Annotated in this window: 18 protein-coding genes; 12 read left to right on the top strand and 6 right to left on the bottom strand. The window is 60.8% G+C overall.

Features of this window, described 5'->3' with window-relative positions; translation table 11 throughout:
* Positions 1 to 49: 49 nt before the first annotated feature.
* Positions 50 to 616 (top strand): chalcone isomerase family protein, encoded by a 567-nt coding sequence (locus AB4N84_RS20590; protein WP_074749405.1) that lies wholly within the window; start codon positions 50 to 52, stop codon positions 614 to 616.
* Positions 617 to 866: 250 nt separating this feature from the next.
* A complete protein-coding gene (gene tcuC, locus AB4N84_RS20585; RefSeq protein ID WP_460042900.1) occupies positions 867 to 2,159 on the top strand; it encodes a tricarballylate/proton symporter TcuC in 1,293 nt (430 codons plus the stop codon).
* Between the two features lie 207 nt (positions 2,160 to 2,366).
* On the opposite strand, the gene AB4N84_RS20580 is transcribed toward tcuC, so the two are convergent.
* Positions 2,367 to 3,721 (bottom strand): IS3 family transposase gene (locus AB4N84_RS20580; RefSeq protein WP_460042898.1). Its coding sequence is split into 2 segments (ribosomal slippage): positions 2,367 to 3,262 and positions 3,262 to 3,721, totalling 1,356 coding nucleotides; the frame shifts between segments, so codons are not numbered across the junction.
* A 903-nt stretch (positions 3,722 to 4,624) separates the two neighbouring features.
* Positions 4,625 to 6,088, bottom strand: coding sequence for a glyceraldehyde-3-phosphate dehydrogenase (locus AB4N84_RS20575; protein ID WP_460042896.1), 1,464 nt, complete (start codon positions 6,086 to 6,088; stop codon positions 4,625 to 4,627).
* A gap of 169 nt (positions 6,089 to 6,257) precedes the next feature.
* Between AB4N84_RS20575 and mfd the strand changes: the two genes are divergently transcribed.
* The 3 genes from mfd to AB4N84_RS20560 are packed head-to-tail and all read left to right on the top strand — an operon-like array spanning position 6,258 to position 12,987.
* Positions 6,258 to 9,722: a transcription-repair coupling factor gene (mfd, locus tag AB4N84_RS20570; protein WP_460042895.1), complete on the top strand. Its 3,465-nt coding sequence runs from the start codon at positions 6,258 to 6,260 to the stop codon at positions 9,720 to 9,722.
* 9 nt (positions 9,723 to 9,731) lie between these two features.
* Positions 9,732 to 10,268: a CsiV family protein gene (locus tag AB4N84_RS20565; RefSeq protein ID WP_460042893.1), complete on the top strand. Its 537-nt coding sequence runs from the start codon at positions 9,732 to 9,734 to the stop codon at positions 10,266 to 10,268.
* Between the two features lie 13 nt (positions 10,269 to 10,281).
* Complete coding sequence (locus AB4N84_RS20560; protein ID WP_460042891.1) at positions 10,282 to 12,987, top strand: DEAD/DEAH box helicase; 2,706 nt, start codon at positions 10,282 to 10,284, stop codon at positions 12,985 to 12,987.
* Here AB4N84_RS20560 and AB4N84_RS20555 read toward each other — a convergent pair.
* A complete protein-coding gene (locus AB4N84_RS20555) occupies positions 12,984 to 14,642 on the bottom strand; it encodes a VRR-NUC domain-containing protein (RefSeq protein ID WP_460042890.1) in 1,659 nt (552 codons plus the stop codon). The genes AB4N84_RS20560 and AB4N84_RS20555 overlap by 4 nt on opposite strands.
* Before the next feature lie 157 nt (positions 14,643 to 14,799).
* Here AB4N84_RS20555 and AB4N84_RS20550 point away from each other — a divergent pair, with 157 nt between their 5' ends.
* The gene (locus tag AB4N84_RS20550; protein WP_460042888.1) at positions 14,800 to 15,309 is read left to right on the top strand and encodes a nucleoside 2-deoxyribosyltransferase; all 510 of its coding nucleotides are present in this window, start codon (positions 14,800 to 14,802) and stop codon (positions 15,307 to 15,309) included.
* Between the two features lie 20 nt (positions 15,310 to 15,329).
* On the opposite strand, the gene yghX is transcribed toward AB4N84_RS20550, so the two are convergent.
* On the bottom strand, positions 15,330 to 16,217 hold the full coding sequence (gene yghX / locus AB4N84_RS20545; protein ID WP_460042886.1) for a YghX family hydrolase: 888 nt from the start codon (positions 16,215 to 16,217) through the stop codon (positions 15,330 to 15,332).
* 781 nt (positions 16,218 to 16,998) lie between these two features.
* Here yghX and AB4N84_RS20540 point away from each other — a divergent pair.
* The 3 genes from AB4N84_RS20540 to AB4N84_RS20530 all read left to right on the top strand — a co-directional run bounded on the left by AB4N84_RS20540 (position 16,999) and on the right by AB4N84_RS20530 (position 20,823).
* Positions 16,999 to 19,125, top strand: a complete 2,127-nt coding sequence (locus AB4N84_RS20540) for a cytochrome-c peroxidase (protein WP_460042885.1) — start codon at positions 16,999 to 17,001, stop codon at positions 19,123 to 19,125.
* A 266-nt stretch (positions 19,126 to 19,391) separates the two neighbouring features.
* Positions 19,392 to 20,252 (top strand): CAP domain-containing protein, encoded by an 861-nt coding sequence (locus AB4N84_RS20535; RefSeq protein WP_460042884.1) that lies wholly within the window; start codon positions 19,392 to 19,394, stop codon positions 20,250 to 20,252.
* Between the two features lie 139 nt (positions 20,253 to 20,391).
* Positions 20,392 to 20,823, top strand: a complete 432-nt coding sequence (locus tag AB4N84_RS20530; protein ID WP_074749388.1) for a nuclear transport factor 2 family protein — start codon at positions 20,392 to 20,394, stop codon at positions 20,821 to 20,823.
* Positions 20,824 to 20,890: 67 nt separating this feature from the next.
* Here the strand turns inward: AB4N84_RS20530 and AB4N84_RS20525 are convergent, their stop codons facing one another.
* On the bottom strand, positions 20,891 to 21,775 hold the full coding sequence (locus AB4N84_RS20525) for a LysR family transcriptional regulator (RefSeq protein ID WP_460042883.1): 885 nt from the start codon (positions 21,773 to 21,775) through the stop codon (positions 20,891 to 20,893).
* A gap of 112 nt (positions 21,776 to 21,887) precedes the next feature.
* On the opposite strand from AB4N84_RS20525, the gene argC reads away from it, so the two are divergent.
* A complete protein-coding gene (gene argC, locus AB4N84_RS20520; RefSeq protein WP_074749386.1) occupies positions 21,888 to 22,811 on the top strand; it encodes an N-acetyl-gamma-glutamyl-phosphate reductase in 924 nt (307 codons plus the stop codon).
* A gap of 10 nt (positions 22,812 to 22,821) precedes the next feature.
* Here the strand turns inward: argC and AB4N84_RS20515 are convergent, their stop codons facing one another.
* On the bottom strand, positions 22,822 to 23,724 hold the full coding sequence (locus tag AB4N84_RS20515) for a LysR family transcriptional regulator (RefSeq protein WP_460042881.1): 903 nt from the start codon (positions 23,722 to 23,724) through the stop codon (positions 22,822 to 22,824).
* A gap of 224 nt (positions 23,725 to 23,948) precedes the next feature.
* On the opposite strand from AB4N84_RS20515, the gene AB4N84_RS20510 reads away from it, so the two are divergent.
* Both AB4N84_RS20510 and AB4N84_RS20505 read left to right on the top strand, forming a co-directional pair.
* The gene (locus AB4N84_RS20510; protein WP_460042879.1) at positions 23,949 to 24,920 is read left to right on the top strand and encodes a DMT family transporter; all 972 of its coding nucleotides are present in this window, start codon (positions 23,949 to 23,951) and stop codon (positions 24,918 to 24,920) included.
* 50 nt (positions 24,921 to 24,970) lie between these two features.
* Positions 24,971 to 26,125 (top strand): gamma-butyrobetaine dioxygenase, encoded by a 1,155-nt coding sequence (locus AB4N84_RS20505; protein WP_074749383.1) that lies wholly within the window; start codon positions 24,971 to 24,973, stop codon positions 26,123 to 26,125.
* Positions 26,126 to 26,133: the final 8 nt, after the last annotated feature.

The following is a 26,133-nucleotide window of genomic DNA, read 5'->3' as shown; positions in this document are numbered from 1 at the left end:
CAGAAAGTGTCATACCCTTGTGTGGGATCTTTCGATAAAGGGCGCGATCATGCGACACCGCTTCATTCACTGGATGCTGTTAATGGGACTGCTGTGCAGCGCGCAGGCCATGGCCTCTCAGGCGGACCTGCTAAAGCAGGCCGATTTTCCGGCTCGCCTCGAGGGGCAAACCCCGGCGCTGGAGCGCAAGAATCAGGCGATTCTCACCTACTTGTGGACCGATGTTTATGCCGCCGCGTTTTATGCCGAACCGTCGATCACCGCCAGGCAGGCGGTTTTCACCCAGGCACCGCAGAAACTGGAACTGTTTTATTTCCGCGACATTGACCGTGAGGACGTGATCAAGGCCGCCAACGCCACGCTTGAACGTCAACAGACCAAAGAGACGCTGGCACGGCTGAGGCCCGAACTGGACCGACTCCACCAAAGTTTTCAGAACATCAAGCGAGGTGACCGTTATGACCTGAGCTGGGACCGCAACGATGGCCTCAACCTCACGCGTAACAGTAAAGTGATCTTCGCCAGCCCCGACCCCGAGCTGGCCAAGGCCTACTTCGCGATCTGGCTCGCGCCGGACGGTTTATCGTCCGATCTGCGTGAAGCCTTGCTGAAGTAAAAAACCGCCCCCGGCGCTCGTCGGGGGCTTCAGGCGACTCCTCTGCCTGCGCGCGACATAAAACCGCATTGCCTTTCATCGCGACGGTCTACAGCCAAGGCCCGCGGCTGCCCGAATTAATTGCCATTCGCCACTTTTACACATATCGTTACAAATCTGTATCGCTCGAGACCCAGCTCGAACGGCGCAGGAGAGGACGCATAAATACAACGGATCCCCCCAGCTAGACAGCCTAAGTGAGTAATTCCAAATGGCCTCGAACACAGGCAAAGGCAAGGCGATATTTCGCGTTGTCAGCGGCAACTTCCTTGAAATGTTTGATTTTATGGTCTATGGCTTCTACGCCACGGCCATCGCCAAGACCTTCTTCCCCGCCGACAGTGAATTCGCGTCTCTGATGCTTTCGCTGGCGACCTTCGGCGCCGGCTTCCTGATGCGCCCCCTGGGTGCGATCTTCCTTGGCGCCTACATCGACCACCACGGCCGTAAAAAAGGCCTGATCATCACCCTCGCCATGATGGCGATGGGCACGATCCTGATTGCCTGCGTGCCGGGTTACGCGACCTTGGGTGTCGCGGCGCCGCTGCTGGTGTTGGTCGGTCGTCTGCTGCAAGGCTTTTCCGCCGGTGTGGAACTGGGCGGTGTTTCGGTCTACCTGGCCGAAATCTCGACCCCCGGCCGCAAGGGCTTCTTCGTCAGCTGGCAGTCCGCGAGCCAACAAGCGGCGGTGGTGTTCGCCGGTTTACTGGGTGTGGGCCTGAACCACTGGCTGAGTCCGGACGAGATGGGGCAATGGGGCTGGCGCGTACCGTTCCTGGTAGGCTGCATGATCGTTCCGGCCATCTTCATCATCCGCCGTTCGCTGGAAGAAACCCCCGAGTTCGAAGCCCGCGCTCGCAAACATCGCCCGACCATGGGCGAAGTGATGAAGTCCATCGGCCAGAATTTCGGTCTGGTGATCGCCGGTATGGCGCTGGTGGTCATGACCACTGTGTCGTTTTATCTGATCACGGCGTACACGCCGACCTTCGGCAAGAACGAACTGCACCTGTCGGATCTGGACAGCTTGTTGGTCACGGTGTGCGTGGGGATTTCGAACTTCATCTGGCTGCCGGTCATGGGCTCGCTGTCGGACAAGATCGGCCGCAAGCCGCTGCTGCTGGCGGCGACCATTCTGGCCATCGTCACAGCCTACCCTGCGCTGTCCTGGCTGACCTCGAACCCGAGCTTCGTCAACCTGTTGATGGTCGAGCTGTGGCTGTCGTTCCTGTACGGGTCGTACAACGGCGCAATGGTGGTTTCGCTGACCGAGATCATGCCGATAGAAGTGCGTACCACGGGTTTCTCGCTGGCCTATAGTCTGGCGACGGCGACCTTCGGTGGCTTCACGCCAGCGGCCTGTACGTATCTGATTCACGTGCTGGACAACAAGGCGGCGCCTGGCATCTGGCTGAGTGGCGCTGCGGTGTTGGGCTTGATTGCGACGCTGGTGCTGTTCCGTAAGGGTCAGACGCGCATTCAAGGTGCGCCAGCGGCGGGTTGAACCTGATTCGTTGTGACGCTGAAAGAAATGCCCCGACCGGTTCGGGGCTTTTTTTTGGCGGGGATCTCGCGCTTTTGGCATATCCGAGATCTCGGGTGATGCTGATTTTTTGGTTCTGCCTAACGGCAGATCTGTTCCGCCATCGGCGGGTTACTTGATAACCCCAAGTAACCAAGGGTTTGAACTGACCCCCGAAAGTTGGACAAATTACAGACTCATTATCTGGCTTCGAAATTGTACCGGACTGAGGCCGTTGAGCTTCATGCTGATCCGCTCGTGGTTGTAGTAATGGATGTACTCGTCGAGCCCGGCTTCTAATTGCTCAACGGTGTCGAAGCGCTCAAGGTAAAAAAACTCGCTCTTCAGAGTGCCGAAGAAGCGCTCCATCACAGCGTTGTCATAGCAGTTCCCTTTACGCGACATGCTTTGTTGAAGGCCTTTTTGGGCCAGCCGATGCCGGTAATTAACCTGACGATACTGCCACCCCTGGTCCGAGTGCAGCAAAGGAGTCTGCTCTGGCCCCAGTCGTGCCAGAGCCTTCTCCAGCATTTTTGACACCAGCTCAAACACCGGCCGCCTGCTGGTCTGGTAAGCCACGATCTCCCGGGTACAAAGATCCAGTACTGGTGACAGGTAAAGCTTTTGCCCGTTGACCTTGAACTCGGTGACATCGGTCACCCATTTTTGGTCGGGAAGGTCGGCCTTGAATTGGCGCGCCAACCGATTAGGCGCTGTCTCGCCCTCCGGGCCTTTGTAGGAGCGATATTTCTTGATCCTGACCAACGACTTGAGCCCCATCATCTGCATCAACCGCTGTACCGTCTTGTGATTGGCATGTTCGCCTATCTGTCTCAGGACCGCGGTGATACGGCGATAGCCGTAACGTCCCTTGTGCTGCTCATAGATGCGTCGCACGTGAGCCTTGAGCCCGGCGTGTTTATCGCGGGCAACGGCCTTGGCCTGATAGTAGAACGTGCTGTGGGCCAAGCCGGCAGCACGCAACAGCCATTGCATCGAATGCTCATGCCTCAATCCCTGGATTATGTGCGCTTTTTGGCTCGCGCTGCATTCTGCTCCCGGATCAAGGCATCGAGCTTTTTTAAGTAGGCATTCTCCGCTCGCAGGTAACCCAGCTCATCGAGCAGTTCCTGGCGAGTACGCTCGTCATCGCCAGGGCAAGGCTGTACAGCTTTTTCAGATGGTTTTTGGGGCATGGCAGGCTCTCTCTCCCGATGCGGCTTCAGCGCATTGATACCTCCGGCATGGTACAGCCTCTTCCATTCCCCGATGCTGTTTTGCCCGCGGATGCCAAAGAGAATGGCGGCTTGCTGGTCCGACAATCCATCCTGCTCAATGCGCTGTAGAACACTGAGTTTGAACTGGGCGTCATAGCGGCTGTACTGCCTCGCAAGGCCGGGCAGACCGTGTTGCTGATAGCTGCGCACCCAGCGCTGCAGGATGGAATGACCGATACCATTTTTGACTGCAACCCCGTTGGTGCTGCTGCCGGCCAGGCATTGTTTAACCAGTTTGAGTTTGAAGGCTGGATCGTACTTCGTCATGGCTGTTCCCTCGGTTGGACTGGGTGTCCAACTTTCGGGGGTCAGTTCAGGTTGGCTCCTGGTTGGGCGACTCCCTCGTCGTCGTTCCTTCACTCCGGCGACGCTCCGTGGGCCCGCCGCCATCGGCCATCCATGGCCGGGGGCGGCTCTCGCGGCATCCATGCCGCTCGGCCCACTGCGCATCGCCTGCGTTCAGCCTGCACCCAAGTCGCGTTTTGTGGTGTCTGGACTGTCGCGGTACGAAAAGCACGTCAAGAACGAGGCAGAGCGAGAGCTAGCAGGCGACTTCAATGTTGTTTTTGACTCTGCCGAAGGCGTAGGAGCGCGGCTTGTCCCGCGATCTGCCGGGAACCGGCAGCAAATCCGTCGCATGCGGTGTATCAGGTACAACCGAGTTGCCTGATTTTGCTACCGCTGCGCGGCAGATCGCGGGACAAGCCACGCTCCTACAGGATTCGCGCTATCCGATGCTTTTGCTCTTGATCTTCCTGCCTCGCCAGGCCAGACACCACAAAACGCGACTTGGGTGCAGGCTGAACGCAGGCGGCGTGGAGTGGGACGAGCGGCATGGATGCCGCGAGAGCGCCGCCAGGACATGGATATCCGTTCGGCGCGTGCCCATGGAGCTTCGCCGGAGTGAAGGGACCCGACGCAGGAGGGCCCAACCAGGAGCCAGGACACTTGGCTGCCTCTTGAAACAAAGAGGGGGGTCTTTTCAAGTAACCCGCCGAAGACGGAACAGGTCTGCCGTTAGGCAGAACAAACTTCAGCGTCACCACCGAAATCGGATACCACCCAAAAGCTAACACCGACACTTAACCCATAAAAAAACGCCCCGAACCAGTCGGGGCGTTTTCATGTGGCTTCAACGTGCAGCTTGAAACTCGCCGTTCAACGCTGCTTTTACTTCGGGAACGCCGGTGGGTTAACGCCCGCCATGTCTTCCATCACGCGAACCACCTGGCAGCTGTAACCGAATTCGTTGTCGTACCAGACGTACAGAACAACGCGGTTATCCATGCAGATAGTCGCTTCAGCGTCCACCACACCCGCGTGGCGCGAACCCACGAAGTCGGTGGAAACCACTTCCTGCGAGTTCACGAAATCGATCTGCTTGTGCAGGTCCGAATACAGCGCGGTGTGGCGCAGGTACTCGTTAATTTCTTCGCGGGTGGTCGCGGTGCCCAGGTTCAGGTTCAGGATCGCCATCGACACGTTCGGCGTCGGAACGCGGATTGCGTTACCGGTCAGCTTGCCGGCCAGTTCAGGCAACGCCTTGGCAGCCGCTGTCGCAGCACCGGTCTCGGTGATGACCATGTTCAGCGCGGCGCTACGGCCACGGCGGTCGCCTTTATGGAAGTTGTCGATCAGGTTCTGGTCGTTGGTGTACGAGTGAACCGTTTCAACGTGACCGTTGACGATACCGAACTTGTCGTTCACAGCCTTGAGGACCGGAACGATGGCGTTGGTGGTGCAAGAAGCCGCGGAGATGATCTTGTCATCGGCGGTGATCTGCTGGTGGTTGATGCCGTGAACGATGTTCTTCAGCTTGCCTTTGCCCGGCGCGGTCAGCACCACGCGGTCAATGCCAGGGCACTGCAGGTGCTGGCCCAGGCCGTCAGCATCACGCCATACGCCGGTGTTGTCGACCAGCAGCGCGTCCTTGATGCCGTACTGGGTGTAATCCACCTCGGTTGGGCTCTTGGCGTAAATCACCTGAATCAGGTTGCCGTTGGCGCTGATGGTGTTGTTGGCTTCGTCGATGGTGATGGTGCCGTCGAACGGACCGTGTACCGAGTCACGACGCAGCAGGCTTGCACGCTTGACCAGATCGTTCTCGGCGCCTTTGCGCACGACGATGGCGCGCAGACGCAGGCCGTCGCCACCCCCGGTTTTTTCGATCAGGATACGCGCCAGCAGACGACCGATACGGCCGAAACCGTACAGCACGACGTCAGTGCCTTTGCGAGCGCCGGAATTCTGTTGGCCTACGATTTCGGCCATTTCTTCACGGACGAACTGCTCGGCAGTACGACCGTTGGCTTCGGCCTTGTATTTGACGGCCAGCTTGCCCAGGTCCACCGAAGCGGCACCCAGTTTGAGCTCGCTCATCGCTTTGATGAGCGGGAAAGTCTCGTGTACAGACAACTCGGTAGCGTCTGCCTGGCGGTGACGCGCAAAGCGGTGAGCTTTGAGAATCGCGATGACTGAACGGTTGATCAGGGTGCGGCCATAGATCGAACTCACCACATTGTTATTGCGGTAGAGCTGACCGATAAGCGGGATCATCGCCTCGGCGAGTGCTTCACGATCGATCCATTCACCAAGACACTGGTCGGGCTTCTGAGTCACGGGAACCTTCCACATGTAGGGGCTGAAAAAAGGGACTACATTATGCCCAAGCCTTTGTTTATGAGCAATCCAGTGTTTTGAGATCTCGGAGCACTACATAAATCGGCGAGCACAAAACTGACAGCGGATTCCCGATTTAGTTACAATCCCCGGCTTTGCCGCAACGCCTGGAGCTTTATCTTCCGTGCCCGTTCTGCGCCTACCGATTCTCCCTGCTGCCGCAGGCAAACAACATTGGGGCAACCTGCCCGGTGCCGCTCAGAGCCTGGCCATCGCCGAGGCCGCCAGCGCCGCGAAACGCTTCACCCTGCTTTTGACCGCCGACAGCCAAAGCGCCGAGCGACTCGAGCAGGAACTGAAGTTTTTCGCCCCTGAGCTTGCGGTGCTGCATTTCCCTGACTGGGAAACCCTGCCCTACGACCTGTTCTCGCCGCACCAGGACATCATCTCCCAGCGCATCGCAAGCCTGTATCGGCTGCCCGAGCTGGAACATGGCGTGCTGGTCGTGCCCATTACCACCGCCCTGCACCGCCTGGCGCCGACCAAATTCCTGCTCGGCAGCAGTCTGGTGCTGGACGTCGGGCAGAAGCTTGATGTCGAGGCCATGCGCACGCGGCTCGAAGCCAGCGGTTATCGCTACGTTGACACGGTGTACGAACACGGCGAGTTCACGGTGCGTGGCGCCCTGATCGACCTGTTCCCGATGGGCAGCAAACTGCCCTACCGAATTGACCTGTTCGACGACGAAATCGAAACCCTGCGCACCTTCGAGCCGGAAACCCAGCGTTCCATCGACAAGGTCGATTCAGTGCGCCTGTTGCCGGCCAAGGAATTCCCGCTGCAGAAGGAGGCCGTCACCCGGTTCAAGGCGCGGTTCCGCGAGCGGTTCGACGTCGATTTCCGCCGCAGCCCGATCTTTCAGGATTTGAACAGCGGTATTACCCCGGCCGGTATCGAGTACTACATCCCGCTGTTCTTCGAAGAAACCTCCACACTGTTCGACTACCTGCCACAGGACACCCAGGTGTTCTCGCTGCCGGGCATTGAACAGGCGGCGGAAACGTTCTGGAAGGACGTGCGCAACCGTTACGAAGAGCGCCGCGTCGACCCTGACCGACCGCTGTTGCCGCCTGCCGAGTTGTTCCTGCCGGTGGAAGACTGCTTCGCGCGCCTCAAAAGCTGGCCTCGGGTGGTCACCAGCCAAGACGACGTCAACACCGGCGTGGGCCACGAGCGCTTCCCGGCGCAGGTGTTACCGAACCTGGCGATTGAGGCCAAGGCCAACGAGCCATTGGCGGCGCTGTCCAACTTCCTCAACGACTTCCCCGGCCGCGTGCTGTTCACCGCCGAATCGGCCGGTCGACGCGAGGTGCTGCTTGAACTGCTCGAGCGCCTGAAGCTGCGCCCGAAAACTCTGGACAGCTGGCAGGAATTCGTCGACAGCAAAGAGCGGCTGGCGATCACCATCGCACCGCTGGACGATGGCCTGGTGCTGGACCAGCCCGCGCTGGCGCTGATCGCGGAAAGCCCGTTGTTCGGTCAGCGCGTGATGCAGCGTCGTCGCCGTGAAAAGCGTGCGGACGGCCATGCCAACGACGCGGTCATCAAGAACCTTGCCGAGTTGCGCGAAGGTGCGCCGGTGGTTCACATCGACCACGGCGTCGGGCGCTATCTGGGCCTTGCCACGCTGGAAGTGGAAAACCAGGTCGCAGAGTTCCTGATGCTGGCCTACGCCGAGGACGCCAAGCTGTATGTCCCGGTGGCCAACCTGCATTTGATCGCACGCTACACCGGCAGCGATGACGAACTGGCACCGCTGCACCGTCTGGGTTCCGAAGCCTGGCAGAAAGCCAAGCGCAAGGCCGCCGAACAGGTGCGCGACGTGGCGGCCGAGCTGCTCGATATCTATGCCCGTCGCGCCGCGCGCGAAGGCTACGCGTTCGCCGATCCGAAGCTCGACTACGAAACCTTCAGCGCCGGCTTCCCGTTCGAGGAAACCCCGGACCAGCAGACCACCATCGAAGCGGTGCGCGCCGACATGCTGGCGCCTAAACCGATGGACCGCCTGGTCTGCGGCGACGTCGGTTTCGGCAAGACCGAAGTGGCGATGCGCGCGGCGTTCATCGCCGTACACGGCGGCAAGCAGGTCGCGATCCTGGTGCCGACCACCCTGCTCGCCCAACAGCACTACAACAGCTTCCGCGACCGTTTCGCCGACTGGCCGGTGACCGTTGAAGTCATGAGTCGATTCAAGTCGGCCAAGGAAATCAATGCCGCCGTGGCCGATCTCGCCGAGGGCAAGATTGACATCGTCATCGGTACTCACAAGCTGTTGCAGGACGACGTCAAGATCAAGAACCTGGGGCTGGTGATCATCGACGAAGAACACCGCTTCGGTGTCCGTCAGAAAGAACAGCTCAAGGCGCTGCGCAGCGAAGTCGACATCCTGACCCTGACCGCCACGCCGATCCCGCGGACCCTGAACATGGCCGTGGCCGGTATGCGCGACCTGTCGATCATCGCCACACCGCCTGCGCGTCGCCTGTCGGTGCGCACCTTCGTCATGGAGCAGAACAAGCCGACCGTCAAAGAGGCGCTGCTGCGCGAGCTGTTGCGCGGCGGTCAGGTCTACTACCTGCACAACGACGTGAAGACCATCGAGAAGTGCGCCGCGGACCTCGCCGAGCTGGTGCCCGAAGCGCGGATCGGCATCGGTCACGGCCAGATGCATGAGCGCGACCTCGAACAGGTGATGAGCGACTTCTACCACAAGCGCTTCAACGTCCTGATCGCCTCGACCATTATCGAGACCGGGATCGACGTGCCAAGCGCCAACACCATCATCATCGAGCGCGCCGACAAGTTCGGGCTGGCCCAGCTGCACCAGTTACGCGGCCGGGTCGGACGCAGTCACCACCAGGCGTACGCGTACTTGCTGACACCGCCGCGCAAACAGATCACGCCCGACGCCGAGAAGCGCCTGGAAGCGATCGCCAACACTCAGGATCTGGGTGCGGGCTTCGTGCTCGCAACCAACGACCTGGAAATCCGCGGCGCGGGCGAACTGCTGGGCGAAGGCCAGAGCGGGCAGATCCAGGCGGTCGGCTTCACCCTTTATATGGAGATGCTCGAGCGCGCGGTGAAGTCGATCCGCAAGGGCGAACAGCCGAACCTGGATCAACCGCTCGGCGGTGGACCGGAAGTCAACCTGCGTGTGCCGGGGCTGATTCCCGAGGATTACCTGCCCGATGTGCATGCACGCCTGATTCTGTACAAGCGCATCGCCAACGCCGCCGATGAGGAAGGCCTGAAAGACCTGCAGGTGGAAATGATCGACCGCTTCGGCTTGCTGCCGGAACCGACCAAAAACCTGGTGCGCATGACCTCGCTCAAGCTCAAGGCCGAGCAACTGGGCATTAAAAAGGTCGATGCCGGGCCGCAGGGTGGACGAATCGAATTCGGCGCCGATACTCCAGTAGATCCGCTGGCGCTGATCAAGCTGATTCAAGGGCAACCCAATCGCTACAAATTCGAAGGCGCAACGCTGTTCAAGTTCACGGTGCCGATGGAGCGACCCGAGGAGCGCTTTAATACGCTGGAAGCGCTGTTCGAGCGTCTGACCCCGCCGCCTTCCAAACAATCGGCTTAAGGATTCACCATGCGTCTGCTTCACTCGCTCACCCTGCTGCTGGTGCTATTCGCCCCTGCAGCGTTCGCCGATGGTACGTATCAGGTGGAACTGATCCTGTTCCGCCAGAACGGTGAACCCGCGGCGACCAACCAGCCAGCGCCGGAAGACTGGGCCGCCGGCGCGCGAACACTGGGACCCGACAACCAGGCGTCCACCGCGCTGGACACACTGGCGGGCAAGCTGGAATCCAGCGAGGGCTATAAAGTGCTGTTGCACCGTGCCTGGCAGCAGGACCTGAGCGCGACGCCGAGCAAGGTGGCGATCAGCAGCGGCCAGAAACAGTTTGGCCACTACCCGATCGAGGGCACGGTGAGCCTGGGTCTGGCGCGTTTTACGGACATCGACGCCAATTTCTGGGTCAACCAGCTCGACGACCATGGCGTGCTGGTCACCAGCGAACGCATGCGTCAGGCGACCCGCGTCAGAAACGGCGAATTGACCTACATGGACAACGGGAGCCTGGCGATGTTGATCAAAGTCTCTCCTCTTCAAGCACCGCGTTGACGTAGGGCAAGACGTGTCATCCTCATTGGAAAAAGCCCTGGCGCTGCCATGGGAACCGTTATTCAAGGCGCAAAGCGTGGAACGCGGGCTTGACTATGCCAGGCAGAAACGCGTCACGCTGGATCACATCAGCGCCGATCTGGTGCGCACGGTGTGCCGAGGGTCGAGCCTTGAAACCTACACCCAGACCCTGCTGTTCAAAGACCCCGACCGCACCCGTAATTTTATCGTCGGCAAGTGCACCTGCCCGGTCAGAAACAACTGCAAGCATTGCGCAGCCGCGTTGTTTTTCCTTCAGGACCCGGAAAACAGGCCTACGATCGCGGCGGCTGCGGGCAATCTGAATGGCGCGCGCAAGCCGGGGATCGAGAAAAAACCCGCGCTGCCGGTCAAGCTGTTGAAAGGCGTCGAACCGGAGCCGCGCCTGATCCTGGCCAGCTTTGAGTTCAGCGCCTACGAACCCCGTAACGGCAAGATGCAACGGCACATTCAGCACCGTGCGGCCCTGGCGTTCCGCTACCGCGAGATGTTTGTCTCGGGCGTGCCCAGCGCCGGCCGCTCCAGCGACATTCTGTGGCACCTCAAAGAAGAAACCATTCGCATGCGCCGCGTGCTGGATCGCGAGGCGCAGTACCGCAAGCAGTTGCAGGACATGGGCTTTCGCATCGCCACCCGGCAGAGCAAGGCATTGCCCGATAGCGCCGGTGAAATGTTCGAGCTGCCAACCGACAAGGCCTGGCTGACCTTCATGCTCGACGAGCTGCCCGTGCTGCGCGAGCAGGGCTGGCAGATCGAAATGAACGCCGATTTCGGGTTTGACGTGACGCCCGTGGACGACTGGTACGCGACGGTCGATGAAGCACCGGAACGTGACTGGTTCGATCTGGAGCTGGGGATCATCGTCAATGGCGAGCGTCTGAGCCTGTTGCCGATCCTGATTAACCTGCTGCGCGCGCACCCCGAATTGATGACGCTGAACGGCATCGCCAAACGGCGTGATGATGAACAGCTTCTGGTGCAGCTCAATCACTTCACCCAGCGTGGCGGCGTTCCGATTCAGGTCGCCCTGCCCTACGGTCGCTTGAAGACCGTGCTGGCCACGCTGGGCGACTTCTACTGGCGTGAAGACGGCAACACCGCGATTCGCCTGAGCACTGCCGACGCGGCGCGGCTCAAGCCGCTCGACGGCATGCCGTTGCTGTGGCAAGGGGGCGACCGGGTCCGTCAGTTTTCCGAACGGCTTTTTAACATCAAAGACACCCAGGTCACGGTTCCGGAAGGTCTCAATGCCACGTTGCGCCCGTATCAGCTGGAAGGGTTGAGCTGGATGCAGGCCCTGCGCGAGCTGGAAGTCGGCGGCGTGCTGGCCGATGACATGGGCCTGGGCAAGACCCTTCAGACCCTGGCGCATCTGTTGCTGGAAAAACAGGCCGGGCGACTGGATTGCCCGGCGCTGGCGGTCATGCCGACCAGCCTGATCCCCAACTGGATGGACGAAGCGAAACATTTCACGCCGCAGCTCAACGTGCTGGCGTTGTATGGCGCGAACCGCCATCAGGACTACGAGAGCCTTCAGGATTACGACCTGATCCTCACCACCTACGCCCTGTTGCCACGGGACGTTGAGCTGCTGAGCAAACAGCTGCTGCACGTGCTGGTGCTCGACGAAGCGCAGTACATCAAGAACCCCAACAGCAAGGCCGCGCAGGCCGCTCGCCAGCTCAACGCTCGTCAGCGCCTGTGCCTGAGTGGCACGCCGCTGGAAAACCACCTGGGCGAGCTGTGGTCGCTGTTTCATTTCCTGATGCCCGGCTGGCTGGGCGACGTGAAGCAGTTCACCCTCAATTACCGCACGCCCATTGAAAAGCTCGGCAACGAAGAGCGTCTTCAGCACCTGAACGCGCGAATCAAACCCTTTCTGTTGCGGCGCACCAAAGAACAGGTCGCCACCGAACTGCCGCCCAAGACCGAAATCGTCCACTGGGTCGAACTCAACGATGCTCAGCGCGACGTGTACGAAACCATGCGCCTGGCCATGGACAAAAAGGTCCGCGACGAGATCACGCAAAAAGGCGTGGCACGCAGCCAGATCATCATTCTGGAAGCATTGCTCAAACTGCGGCAGGTCTGTTGCGACCTGCGTCTGGTCAACAGCGTGCCGCCCAATCCTCGCCATTCCACCTCGGCGAAGCTGCAGAGCCTGATGGAAATGGTGGAAGAGCTGCTGGCGGAAGATCGCAAGATTCTGCTGTTTTCACAATTTACGTCGATGCTCGAGTTGATCGAAACGGAGCTGGAACACCGCGGGATCGAGTACGCCTTGTTAACCGGCAAGACCAAGGACCGTCGAACACCGGTCCAGGACTTCCAGAGCGGCAAACGCTCGATTTTCCTGATCAGCCTCAAGGCCGGCGGCACGGGTTTGAACCTGACAGCGGCCGATACGGTGATCCACTACGACCCTTGGTGGAACCCGGCCGCTGAAAACCAGGCCACCGACCGCGCCTATCGCATCGGTCAGGAAAAGCCGGTCTTCGTCTACAAGATGATCGCCCGAGGCACGGTGGAGGAGAAAATCCAGCACCTGCAGCAAGAGAAGCGCTCGTTGGCATCCGGCGTGCTGGACGGTCGCGCCGCCGGAGACTGGAAACTGCAGGGCGACGACATCGAAGCACTGTTCGCCCCCCTGCCCTTGCCGCCCAAGAAAGCGAAGCGCTAACCCGCCAGCACAGATTCCTCGGCCCACTGGACGTAACACACCACCACCGGCATCTCGTGTTCGGCGCAGAAATCCAGCCAGCGCAGCTGGTTGTCCTGCAACCGGTCGCCCGGGCCTTTGACTTCGATCATTCGATAGCTGCGCTGCTCAGGGTAGAACTGGATCAGGTCGGGCATGCCGGTGCGGTTGGCCTTGATGTCTTGCAGCAGACGGCGGAACCAGCGTTTTAGGTGCTGCGGCGGCAGGCAGTGCAGCGCCTGCTCGAGCAGCTCCGGCGTCAGCGTGCCCCAGAACACGAAGGGTGATTGCAGGCCGAACTTGTCGACGTAGTTCTGCCGGATCGCCGCCTGATAGCGACCATCGTCCAGCTGCGCCAGACAGGCATCGAACAACGTCGCGCGACGCGGGTAGAAGTCGGGGCTGTGCAGGTCGCTGGGCGCGCTGTGAAACGGATGGAAGAATGCACCGGGCAGCGGGGCGAAGATCGCAGGCCAGCACAACAGCCCGAACAGCGAGTTGATCAGCGCATTCTCGACGTAATGCACCTCACTGCCCTCTTCGGCCAAGTGCAGTTGAATCAATCGCTCAACGCTGTGTTCCGGCAACGGCACCACGCTCAGGTCCAGCCGAGTGACGGCCCGAGTGGTCCGCCGTCGAACACCACCCTGCCCCAGCTTGCGTTGCAGGCGCGGCTGAATGCGCAGCAGGTGCTGGGTTTCTTCATCGTTTTCAGGCGCCGACTGAGCCTGCAGCAAGAGCGCGATGGCTTCAGCGTAGTGCTCGATGCGCTCAAGCACGCGAATCCTGCGTACCCGCGCACCGGGATAACTGGACTGTGTGTACACGGCCAACGCCAGCGGCCAGTCCTGCTCGCGCTCGGCCTGATAACCGATCTGGAACAGCAGCTTGGCCCGGCGCATCGCCAGCCACGGGTTTGCGGTGTTGACGCTCGTCGCCTGAGCGGCCAGTTCGTGCAACACCGCGCCTTCGTCCAGCGCCTGGCGGCAGGCGTGCAGATGCAGGCACGTGTCGATGTCTTCCCGTCGGCCGATACCCCGCGACTCGACGGAAAATTCGACTTTCTCGTAGCGATAAATGCCCAGATCCGCCAGCACGAATTCGGACCACTCCTGGTACAGATTGCCGAAATACAACAGACGCAAGCGATCGCACAACGGCATGACCTCCAGCCCGAAGACCACGTCATCAAGGCCTGAGAACCACTGATCCAGCGGTTGCGCCTGCGCGTACAGCGGTAGGAGTCGCTCCAGCAGATCCGCTTTTTTCTCCGTGCTCCTGATTCCGTGATCCTTGAAACAAAGCCCCAGTTCGTCTTTGCGCAGCAGCGCGAATAACCCATGAAGATCCAGATGAGGCTGTGCGTCGACCCATCCACACGCCAAAAGCGACGCGGCAGCCAGCCGTACATCACCGATCTCGGCATAATTCAGCTTGCTGGCACGAAACAGAGTCCCCTTGCGCATGACCATCCGCACCAGCAACGCCTGGGAAGGCTGTGACAGACGCGCAAAGTGCTCGATGAACCGACGCTCGTCATCATCGAGCAGATCGTCGTAGCGCTGACCAATCCAGCCCAGCACCTGGCGAAAGTTCTCCAGGTAATAGAACGGGTTGTCGAGGGGGGAAGTGCTCACGGCGCGGTCACGTTACGGCAGTTGGAAAGGCGTCAGGATACTGTTTATCCGTACAGATTCCAGCCCCTTTTTGCCATCAATCGCAACCGGTCTGATCAACGGCAACCGGTCACCCGATTCGTTAGAATCAATGCCTTCGTCTACAAGGGAAACGGCCATGCTCTCCTCTCGCACACCTCGGGTTTATCTGGCGGGCTTTGACGTCTTCCGAAGCGACGCCATCGAGCACGGGCGTTATCTGAAAGCGCTGTGCAACGCACACGGCCTCGAAGGGTTGTATCCATTCGATAACGAGGTCACGCAGGGGCTGCCGCCGCAGGAAACGGCCGCGCTGATTTGCACTGCCAACATCACGATGATCAAAGGCTGCGATGCCGTGCTGGCGAATTTGAATGTGTTTCGCGGTGCCGAGCCAGACTCGGGAACAGCGTTCGAAGTCGGCATGGCCGTGGCGCTGGCTAAACCGGTATGGGCGTATTTCGATGACCTGCGTTCGCTGCGCGAGCAAATCCAGCATGATGCCGAAGGGTTCGATGCACAGGGGTTTCAGGTCGAGGACTTTCAGTTGCCGAAAAACCTGATGCTGGCGTGTACCTGGGCGGGCAGCAGCGAGACTGCCGAGGGCGCGATCGAGGCGCTGGCCCGGTATCTGTCAGCACAACGCTGATGCTCGCCCGTCGGCGTGCATTAAACGAGGTATTTACGAAACCACTCCAGCGTCCGGTCCCACGCCAGCCGCGCGGCGGCATCGTCGTAGCGTGGCGTTGAGTCATTGTGGAAGCCGTGATTGACCCCGGGGTACACGTAAGCCTTATAGGTCTTGCCGGCGGCTTTCAGCGCCTGCTCATAGGCGGGCCAGCCATCGGTAATGGGCTTGTCGAGCTCCGCGTAATGCAGCAGCAAAGGTGCCTTGATGCGCGCGACATCTTCCGCCTTGGGTTGCCGGCCGTAAAACGGCACTGCCGCCGCCAGTTCGGGGTAGGCAACGGCCGCCGCATTGGCCACGCCACCGCCATAGCAGAACCCGGTGATGCCGACTTTGCCGGTCGACGCGTGGTGCGCCATCAGCCATTCGATGGCCGCAAAGAAGTCGTTCATCAATTTCTCGGGATCAACCTTCTGCTGCAGCTCTCGGCCCTTGTCGTCATTGCCCGGGTAGCCGCCGACGGACGACAGGCCATCAGGCGCCAACGCGACGAACCCGGCCTTGGCCACACGACGGGCGACGTCTTCGATGTACGGATTGAGGCCACGGTTTTCATGCACCACCAGCACCGCCGGTGCTTTCGCGCTGGCCTTGGCTGGCCGCACCAGATACCCACGGACCTGGCCGTGGCCTTTGGGCGATGGATAGGAAATATACTCGGCGACGATGTCGGGGTCGGTGAATTCGACCTGCTCGGCCAGCGCGTAATCCGGGCTCAGCGATGACAGGATCGCGGTCGCGGTGAGTCCACCCAAGGCGAACACCGCCGCCCGATCAAGAAACTCACGGCGGTTGATCTTGCCGTGAACGTAGAAGTCATAGAGTTCGAGCAATTCAGGGGCGAAATCCTTGGCAGTGAGACGGGTCATCTGTGCACTTCCTCATTGATTGTCGGCTTGGCACCGCGCCTGAACCTTACGACTCGGTGGCGCGGTAACGAACAATCATTAAAGCAGTGTTTTGACCCGATAGCAGGTGGCGGATTATTCAGGAGAGATGGTTGATCGATCGCCGTCGCACATCACCACCTGCCCCGTCGAAAAAACGCGATGACTTTATATATAAACAGGCAATAGCTGACGCTGTGTGATTTCACACAAGCGCTACTTGGTTACATTGCCACGCTTCAACACTTACTTTAAAACGTGTCCTGACCTTAACTGCACGAGTCTCTATAAAATGACGCCACCCGCTCATTAACATTCAGCGCACACCCTCACTGAGCAATTTGTTTGCCAATGTCCACAACCGGAGACATCAAAGCTTAATCCATTGAAAAAAATGAATTTTTTACATAATCGTTTTGCCATTCGCCGGTTACTTCCCCAATAACGGGGAAGAATACCCCCACACTTCGGGCTTTTCCATGCACGTCCAAAGGCACTTCCCCCTCATTAAATTATTTCAAAATATAACTTCCATTTTTTTCTCGCAGCGCTATTGTCACTCTCAGCAGCCTTCTGTCTTCGCGACAGTACGTAATCGGCAACCGTAAACGCCGACCTGTCGTCTGCACCGCGCCATTCAACTTTCAGTCGACGTGATGTTCACGAGGACCGCTATTGCTTTGGCCTGTTTTTAAACAAGAACACTGCAAACAGTTCCGGTAATCCTTCACTTACCGAGAGTGCCACTATCATGAATGACCTGATGAGCGTTCGATCCCTGCGTCTGACCTGCACCCTCGCGGGTGGCCTGATTGCCGGTTGCCTGTTGATACCCCTAGCCTCTGCGGCGACACCTGTGGAAGTGGTCGCGCCCGGCCCGGACATCCCCACGTTGCAATCGATGCGCGGCGTGACGCCGCCCGATCCCTCCGGCACCGAAAGCGGGCGCAAGGTCGATTTGATGGGCGACTTCGTGCTCAACCGCGACGCAGCGATTCGCCTGGGCAAGGCGATGTTCTGGGATCAGGACTTCGGCAGCGACGGCTTCACCGCCTGCGCGTCCTGTCACTATCACGCTGGCGTGGATCACCGCATCAGCAACCAGCTCAACCCGGGTCAGGCCCACACCAACGCCAACGTTGCGTCGCTGTTCAACAAACCGTTCATTGCGCCGAACATCCCGGGGGATGTGCCGTCCTACACCACCCTGTCCGGCGGCAAGGGCGGCCCGAACTACACGCTGAAGAAGGCCGACTTCCCGACCCACGTGCTGGCCGATCCGCTGGACCGTAACTCGGCGATCGTCTATTCCTCAGACGATGTAGTGGGCTCACAAGGCGTGTTCGAAGCCAACTACGTCAGGCCCCGTCAGCCTCGTTTCGACCGCTGCACCCCGCAAACCGACGCGGTGTTTGCGGTTGGCAAGACCAGCGTGCGCCGTAGCACCGGACGCAACGCCCCGACCGTGATCAACGCCGCCTTCAACGTGCGCAACTTCTGGGATGGGCGGGCCAACAACGTGTTTAACGGCTTCTCGCCGTTCGGCAATCGCGACCCCGACGCCGCCATTTTCGTGACCACTGAACGCAACCCCGTGGCAACCAAAGTCAGGCTGGCGCTCAATGACGCTTCTGCTGCTTCCCAGGCGGTCGGCCCGCCCGGCAGCCCGGTGGAGATGTCCTGTGGGGGCCGTACGTTTGCCGACATTGGTCGACGCATGCTGGACTCATTGGTGCTCAGTCATCAACGCATCGCCTCCAATGATTCGGTGTTGTCGTCGATTGCCGTGCGGCGTCCCAGCTACCGCGACCTGATCAAGGCTGCGTTCCACCCACGCTTGTGGAACGCCGCGCAGCCGGTGTCGCTGGGCGGCGTCGACTATGCGCAGATAGAGGCGAATTTCCCGCTGTTCTTCGGCCTTGCCATTCAGCTGTACGAGTCGACGCTGGTGTCCGACCAGACGCCCCTCGACGCTTACCTGCAAGGCAACACCCAGGCGATGGACGCGCAGCAAATCGAGGGCATGAACCTGTTCACCGGCAAAGGCAAATGCGTGGCGTGTCACGCCGGGCCGGAGCTGACCAATGCCGCAACACGCCTGCGCCTCGAACCCCGCGAGCGCATTGAACGGATGGTGATGGCCGACAACCTGGTCACACTCTACGACAACGGTTTCTACAACACCGGCGTGCGCCCGACCGAAGAAGACCTGGCGCTGGGTGGCAGCGACGCCTGGGGCAATCCTCTGTCGTTCACCCGTCAGTACAACACCCTGCTGCAAGGCCTGAGCGTGCCGGACCCGTTCGAGGTCGACGTGTGCAAATTCGAAGCACCCTTGAGCCCGGCCATTCCGTGTGACGCCACGCTCAAGCCTAATATCGGGTTCCGCGACTCGGTCGATGGTGCCTTCAAGACACCGACCTTGCGCAACATCGCGCTGACCGGGCCGTACTTTCATAACGGCAGCCGCTCGACGCTCAAGCAAGTGGTGGAGTTCTACAACCGTGGCGGCGACCGGCGCGGTCAGGACGCGAGCAATACCAGCGGGTTCGACCATCCAAGTGTGAACCAGCACAACGCCTCGAACCTGGACCCGGACATGACGGCGCTGAACCTGACCCCAAGCGAAATAGACGCGCTGGTCAAATTCATGGAAGTGGGCCTCACCGATCCACGGGTAGCGTGGGAACAAGCGCCGTTCGATCATCCGTCATTGACGCTCGCGCAAGGGGAAGTCGGTGACGAGAACGCCGTGACCGTCCGGCCGGTGGACGCCAGCTCCACCACGCCACGGGCGAAAGACCTGGAAATCATGCTCAACGCCGTCGGGGCCACGGGCCGCCGTCCAAGCGATGGACCCCTGATGCCGTTTGCCAGTGATTTGAAGTGAGGTGCCGGTAAGGGGATGCGGTGGGTCAGGTACATACGTCTTGAATGACCCAACGCATTCGTCCGAAGTGCGGCCCATACCCTCGTAACCTCGGACGTCTCCAACGGGGATTCCGGTGTTCCCAGGACTTAGCGCAGCCATCCGCCCGCTGCTCATTGATGAAATTTCGTTGCCTCCTGCAACTAGTCTGCAAACCCGCAGTCCTATCCGCGCCCCGAAATCCCGTTCAGCAACCTCCCCGTTTGATCACCCGAGCTGTCCGCCTCATGCGCCCACCTGTTCGTCTGTCTCGTTTTGCCCTGCTCAGCCTTGCCGCTTCGCTCTACCTCGTTACCCCACCGGCCATTGCCGACGGCGAGCGACAACTGGCGCAAGCCATCAACAGTTACCGGGCGCATCCGCAGCGGTGCGAAGGCCGGATCGCTTCGCCAATGCCGCCGCTGTCGTTGAAGGCCAATGTGGCCCTGCCGGTGGGCTACGGCGGCAGCTTGCGCGAAGGCTTGAAGGCGGCGGGTTATCAGGCCGCCACGGTTCAGAGCATTCAACTGGTCGGCGCACGTGACGCCGATGCCGCGTTCGCCATGCTGCAACGCGAATACTGCGATTCGATGCTCGACAGCCAGGCCGCCGACCTCGGCATCAGCCATGGGGGCGGGCAATGGCAACTGGTGCTGGCCAAACCGCTGGTGGATGCCCGTCTCACCGACGTGCGCGCGGCGGACAAGGCGTTGCTGGCACAGGTCAACGCCGCCCGCGCCACTTCGCGCATGTGCGGCTATCGGCGCTTCGCGGCGGCTCGCCCGTTGAGCTGGAGCAACGCGCTGGGCACTGCCGCCCAAGGTCACAGCAAGGCCATGGCCAACGACAACTACTTTGCCCACCAGGACCCGGATGGCGACACGCCGGTGGACCGCGCGCGGGTGGCAGGTTATCGCGGGCGGCAGATCGGCGAAAACATCGCTGCCGGTCAGGGTTCACCGAGCCAGGCCATGCAGAGCTGGCTGGCGAGCCCCGGTCACTGCGCCAACCTGATGAACCCGATGTTTACTCAGGTCGGCGCGGCCTACGCAACCAATACCCGCAGCGATCTGGGCATCTACTGGACCATGCTGTTCGGCGCGCCTTGATCGCGTCTACCGTCACCTCCCACTAGCCAGCACACCACAGTTGTATGATAACGTACGAAAACTCGTTTTCCGGGTGGCTTTGCCGGCGCCCGAGCGGGGATTCCGTTTCGATCCGATCACAATAAAAAGGGAAACATCAATGACCAAGTTCAAACTGGTGGTAGGGTTTGTGTGCCTGTTTTCGGGCTATGTAGCCGCTGCGCCGTCTGCCGATGAGCAAAATGTCGCCAAGGCCGTCGACCAGATGACCCAGGCCATGTTGCACAAAGACATCAAGGCCCTGAGCGCCCTGACATCAGACAACGTCACCTACGGTCACTCCAGCGGCAAGATTCAGAACAAGCAGGAATTCATCGCCGACATCGAAACCGGCCGCAGCGGTTTCAAGACCCTTCAGATGCTCAACCAGAAAATCACCCTGGACGGCGACACTGCGCTGGTTCGCAACCACTTCTCCGCCCAGGCCGTGAACAGCGGCGTCGAAGTACCGACCGAGATCGAAAACTTCCAGGTCTGGCAGAAGCAGAAAGGCCACTGGCTGTTGATCGGTCGTCAGGCATTCAAGTTCTGATCGACCGCTGATCCACCTGTGGGAGGCGGCGTATCCGTCGCTGTTCCCATAGGTCCACCTTGCGTCGCTACAACGCTTCCAGTCCCCACAACACCTCCAGAACATGCCGGGTCGAGCGTTCGACCTCTCCGGCCCGATGGGCGATGCCCAGCTCTCGCCATAACGACGGCTGCAACGGACGCATGACGATGCGGCTCTCCGGCGCCGGCGTCGACGCTTCATGGGGCAGTACCGTCGCGCCATACCCGGCCGCCACCAGACTCTTGATCGCGTCGTTGTAGTTGAGCTGAATGCGCGGCGTCGGTTGCGGGCCTTCTGTTGCGAACCACTCCCCCACCTGACGCGACAGCCGGGTGCTGTTGTCGTTGAGAATCAGCGGTTGGGCCGCCAGCCAGGCGGGCGAAATAACGTCGGGGCACGCCCAGCGCGCCGGCAGGAACGCCATCACCGGGTCACGTCGCCACGGTTTGATTTCCAGCCCCTTGACCGGCGATTGCGGCAACGCAATCACGCCGATGTCGAGACTGCCATCGGCCAGTTTCTGCAAGGTCTGCTGCGAAGTGAGCACCGCCACCTGCACATCGATGCCCCCGTGCTGCTGACTGAGGGTTTCCAGCGCCTGCGGTATCAGTTGCGCGATGACGCCGGTCGACGCGCCGAGCCTGACCCGCCCGGCCAGGCCCTGGACCTGACGCTCGACATCTTCGAGCGCCTGTTCGGCATCGGCCAGCAAACGACGGGCCCGTTCGATAAGCGTTTCCCCGATCGCCGACGGCTGGACGCGACCTCGGGTGCGCGACAACAACAGCCCGCCGACACGCTCCTCCAGATCGGCAATGTGCAAGCTCACTGTGGGCGGCGCCAGGTTCAACACCCGCGCCGCTTCAGCAAACGAGCCGTGGTCGGCAATCGCCACCAGTGTGCGTAACCGGTCGAGGCTGATCTCACGCACAGCACTACTCCTTCATAAAATCTGAATCTGATCATTAATAAATTCAACTTTTCCTATCTTACGCCTTGTTCGAAGATGCTTGCCATTGATGACTGTAAGCGAGCGCAACCTCATGACCCTTCCTGTTGTTTTCATCGACGGTGACCAAGGCACGACCGGCCTGCAGATCCACCAGCGGCTGCAGGGCCGAACCGACCTGCAACTTGTGACGCTGCCTGCCGCACAGCGCAAGGACGCCAGAAGCCGTGCAGCGGCCATCAACGCCTGCGACATCGCAATCCTGTGCCTGCCCGACGACGCCGCCCGTGAGGCCGCAGCGAGTATTGAGAACCCTGCCGTACGGGTGATCGACGCCAGTTCTGCCCACCGTACCCATCCGGACTGGGTCTATGGGTTTGCGCAGATGAGCGAACAGCAGAAAACGCTCATCGCCACCGCTCGCCGGGTGACCAACCCCGGGTGTTACCCGACGGGCGCCGTCGGACTGCTGCGTCCTTTGCTGGACGCCGGGCTGGTGCCCCGGGACTACCCGATCAGCATCAACGCGGTGTCAGGCTACTCGGGTAAAGGCCGTGCCGGTGTCGATGAATTCGAGGGGCCGGACGCTGCCCAGGCGACGCCGTTTCAGGTGTACGGCCTGAGCCTGGCCCACAAGCACGTGCCGGAGATCCAGCAATACAGCGGCCTCAGCGAACGCCCGATGTTCATCCCGGCCTACGGTTCGTTCCGTCAGGGCATCGTGCTGACCCTCCCGCTGCAACTGCGCTTGCTGCAATCGGGTGTCACTGGCGCCCGGTTGCACGCGTGCCTTGAGCAGCACTACGCGGGCAGCGATTTTGTCGAGGTCATGCCGATGGACGCCTCGCAGGCCCTGACCGGCCTGGACCCTCGGGTCATGAACGACACGGACAAACTGCGGCTGATGGTGTTCGAAAATGCCGGGCACGTGCTGCTGGCCGCCGTGTTCGACAACCTGGGCAAAGGTGCAGCCGGTGCGGCCGTGCAGAACCTGGACCTGATGATCGCGGGCGGTTGAGAACCCTCGCTCAGTTCAACTCAGCGCGCAACCATTCCACCAGCAGGTTCGCCTCTTCCCGGCGCGCCTGCCCGTGGCGGCGGTAGACCGACAGCGCTTCGCTCAGGTGAACGCTTTCGGCGAACGGGGCAATCAGCACGCCGCTGTCGAGCATGCGTTGCGAGGTGCGCCGCCAGCCCATGGCCAGGCCGTGTCCCTCGACGGCGGCGTGCAGCATCAGTGAATAATGATCGAATACCAGCCCACGGGCCTGGCGTGGGACTTGGTGGCCGAACGTCGCCAGCCAGGTGTCCCATTCCAGTTGATAAGCGGGCAAGGCGTCGTGATGCAGCAAGGTGTGGTTGCCCAGCTCATCAAGCGCGACGGGTAAAGCGCGCCCTTGGAGGTACTCTGGGCTGCACACCGGAAAGACCTCGTCAGCAGCCGTGAACAACAGCGGATGCAAGCCGTGGTCGCGGTTGCTGCTTTGCATCGCCACGTCGAAGTAGCCCTGGAAGTCAGTGAGCGGATTGGCCCAAGTGACCATCTTCAGTTCGATTTCCGGGCACTGCTGGTGGAAATTCGACAGCCTGGGCATCAGCCAGTGAAAGGCTTCGCAGGGCTGACACAGCAACACCACTTCATTCTTCCTGGCCACCCCGCGCAGCCGATCCGCCGTGCTGCCCACGTCACGCAATGCATTACCCAACGTGAGGCTGAACTCGCGCCCGGCATCGGTCAGGAACACCGCCCGGTTGCGCCGCTGGAACAGGCTGATGCCCAGATCCTCCTCCAATGCCCTGATCTGTCGGCTCACCGCCGCCTGAGTCAGGTTCAACTCTTCGGCCGCGCGGGAAAAACTCAACAATCGGGCAGCGGCCTCGAAAGGCAGAAGACTGGCCAGGGGAGGCAGGGATTTGCCGAGCTTATTCATAATGTCCAGTAATGCATCGTGACGAAGACATCATTTGTAGCACAGCCGCCTGGATCGGCAAGATGGGATCGTCGGCATTGATGTCGCCTGACGGAACAGCTTTCTGTGGGAGCGAATCCATTCGCGATGGTCAGCTGAATCGACACATCCCTGTTGCCAGGAATATTTTTCGCGAATGAATTCGCTCCCACAGCTCTCGACCCTCTCAGCGCTTAAGGCAGCCCATGAAACTACCCCGTTCAATCCTCTTGCAAGGCGTGGCGTTCGCGGTGCTCGCGACGTTGAGCTGGGCGTGCAACTTCATTGCGCCGTACGTGCTGCAGGGCTACAGCATTCAGGACTTCATGCTGGTGCGTTTCATGATGGCCGGCGCGCTGGGCGTCTTGCTGCTGCCCCTGTATCGCTCGCAACTGCGCGGCCTGCGCCCACGGCAGTGGATTACCGGCATGGGATTGGGCGCATTGGGGTATCTGGCTTACAGCAGTTGCATCGCGGGCGGCGTGATTTACGGCGGCCCGTTGATGATCGCCGCCTTCATCGGCGCGGTCCCGGTGTTGCAGGCCTTGCTGGGTAACGCCCGCGACCGGGCCTTGCGCTGGGGCCAGTTGGCGATGCCGATTGCCTTGCTGAGCCTGGGTCTGGGCCTGATCAACCTGCAAGTGCTGCGCGACCCGCCGGATGCCAATACGCATCTAGGGGCAGGGTTGGCATTTTCGCTGGGTGCCGTGCTGATCTGGCTCTCGTTCAGCGTTGTCAATCAGGCCACGATGGAACACCTCCACAGCCGCGCCACCAGCGCCTGGACCTGCCTGATGATGATCGGCGCGGGTCTGGCGGCCGTACTGCTGACACCGCTGGCGTGGGCCTCGCATTGGCTGCAACTGCCGGTTCAGGGCATCGACACACCCGCCGCCATGCGCCTGTACGGCTGGGCGATGCTGATCGCGCTGCTCTCTTCCGTGATTGGCGCCTGGGCCTGGAACCTCGCTTCCCGGCGTCTGCCGATGGTGCTGTCCGGGCAATTGATCGCGCTCGAATCGTTTTTCGCCACCGCACTGGGCCTCGCGTTTCACGGGCGCTTGCCCACCCCGGCTGAAGCCACCGGTCTGGCGCTGATCCTGTTTGGCACCGTGTATGCGGTGCGCATCATCCTCGCGCCTCGCCGATCCGAGCATTGCCGATCCGCTGCCCAGTGATCCGCGCCACAGGGTTGACTTTCCACCGCACAGACTCAGGAGCATTGCCCATGAACGCCATCGCCGACTACCGCACCTACCCGCTGATCAGCCCGCTGCTCCGTGTAACGCTGGCACCCGATCTGATCGAGGTGACATGGGCGGATCAACGCCGCAGCCCCTTTCATCACCTGTGGTTGCGCGACAACTGCCCGTGCCCGCAATGCGTGTACAGCGTCACCCGCGAGCAGGTGTTCGAGATCGCCGACGTGCCGGAAACCCTGCAGGCGATGAGCGTTGAGGTCGATCGCGACGGCGCGCTGCACGTCCAATGGGATGACGGTCACGAAAGCCGTTTCGACCCCGGCTGGTTACGCGCCCATGCCTACGACGAGGCATCGCGCGCCGAACAACAGGCCAGACGTGTGAACAAGCGGCACTGGGTGGCTGGACTGGAATTGCCGGTGTTCGAGTACGACGCGGTGATGGAAGACCCAAAGGCCTTGCTCGACTGGCTGCTGGCGGTGCGCGACATCGGTCTGACGCAGGTGCGGGGCGTACCCACCGCGCCGGGTTCGCTGAGTGCGCTGGCTGAGCGAATCTCGTTCATTCGCCAGAGCAATTTCGGCGTGCTGTTCAACGTGCAATCCAGGGCCGATGCCGACAGCAACGCCTACACCGCCTTCAACCTGCCGTTGCACACTGACCTGCCGACCCGCGAGTTGCAGCCCGGCCTGCAGTTTCTGCATTGCCTGGTGAACGACGCCGAGGGCGGCGACAGTCGCTTCGTCGATGGCTTCGCGATTGCGCAAACGCTGCGTCAGGAAGACCCGGACGCCTACCGTTTGCTCTGCGAAATCCCGGTGGAGTTTCGCAACAAGGACCGGCGCAGCGACTACCGCTGCCTGGCCCCGGTGATTGCGCTGGACGCCTTGGGCGAGGTTGCGGAAATCCGTATGGCGAACTTTCTGCGCGGACCGCTCAATCTACCGCCTCAATGGGTGCTGCCGTATTACCGCGCCTATCGGCGCTTCATCGAAATGACCCGCGAAGCACGCTTCCAATTTCATCAGCGCCTGGAGGCCGGGCAATTGTGGTGTTTCGACAACCGGCGCACCCTGCACGCCCGCGACGCCTTCGATCCTGCCAGCGGCGCACGGCATTTTCAGGGGTGCTACGTGGATAGGGATGAACTGCTGTCGCGGATATGGGTGTTGCAGCGTTGACGGTCCTA

It is taken from the genome of Pseudomonas sp. S2_H01 (assembly GCF_054668305.1).
Note: the sequence above shows the minus strand (reverse complement) of the source record. Positions and strands in the feature narration are given on the sequence as shown.

Excerpts from the sequence above, each read along its gene's own strand:
- yghX (WP_460042886.1), bottom strand. The coding sequence starts at position 16,217 with ATGACCCGTCTCACTGCCAAGGATTTCGCCCCTGAATTGCTCGAACTC.
- AB4N84_RS20550 (WP_460042888.1), top strand. The coding sequence starts at position 14,800 with ATGCTCTCCTCTCGCACACCTCGGGTTTATCTGGCGGGCTTTGACGTC.
- AB4N84_RS20540 (WP_460042885.1), top strand. The coding sequence starts at position 16,999 with ATGAGCGTTCGATCCCTGCGTCTGACCTGCACCCTCGCGGGTGGCCTG.
- AB4N84_RS20565 (WP_460042893.1), top strand. The coding sequence starts at position 9,732 with ATGCGTCTGCTTCACTCGCTCACCCTGCTGCTGGTGCTATTCGCCCCT.
- argC (WP_074749386.1), top strand. The coding sequence starts at position 21,888 with ATGACCCTTCCTGTTGTTTTCATCGACGGTGACCAAGGCACGACCGGC.
- AB4N84_RS20510 (WP_460042879.1), top strand. The coding sequence starts at position 23,949 with ATGAAACTACCCCGTTCAATCCTCTTGCAAGGCGTGGCGTTCGCGGTG.
- AB4N84_RS20575 (WP_460042896.1), bottom strand. The coding sequence starts at position 6,088 with ATGTGGAAGGTTCCCGTGACTCAGAAGCCCGACCAGTGTCTTGGTGAA.
- AB4N84_RS20530 (WP_074749388.1), top strand. The coding sequence starts at position 20,392 with ATGACCAAGTTCAAACTGGTGGTAGGGTTTGTGTGCCTGTTTTCGGGC.
- AB4N84_RS20515 (WP_460042881.1), bottom strand. The coding sequence starts at position 23,724 with ATGAATAAGCTCGGCAAATCCCTGCCTCCCCTGGCCAGTCTTCTGCCT.
- tcuC (WP_460042900.1), top strand. The coding sequence starts at position 867 with ATGGCCTCGAACACAGGCAAAGGCAAGGCGATATTTCGCGTTGTCAGC.
- AB4N84_RS20590 (WP_074749405.1), top strand. The coding sequence starts at position 50 with ATGCGACACCGCTTCATTCACTGGATGCTGTTAATGGGACTGCTGTGC.
- AB4N84_RS20535 (WP_460042884.1), top strand. The coding sequence starts at position 19,392 with ATGCGCCCACCTGTTCGTCTGTCTCGTTTTGCCCTGCTCAGCCTTGCC.
- AB4N84_RS20505 (WP_074749383.1), top strand. The coding sequence starts at position 24,971 with ATGAACGCCATCGCCGACTACCGCACCTACCCGCTGATCAGCCCGCTG.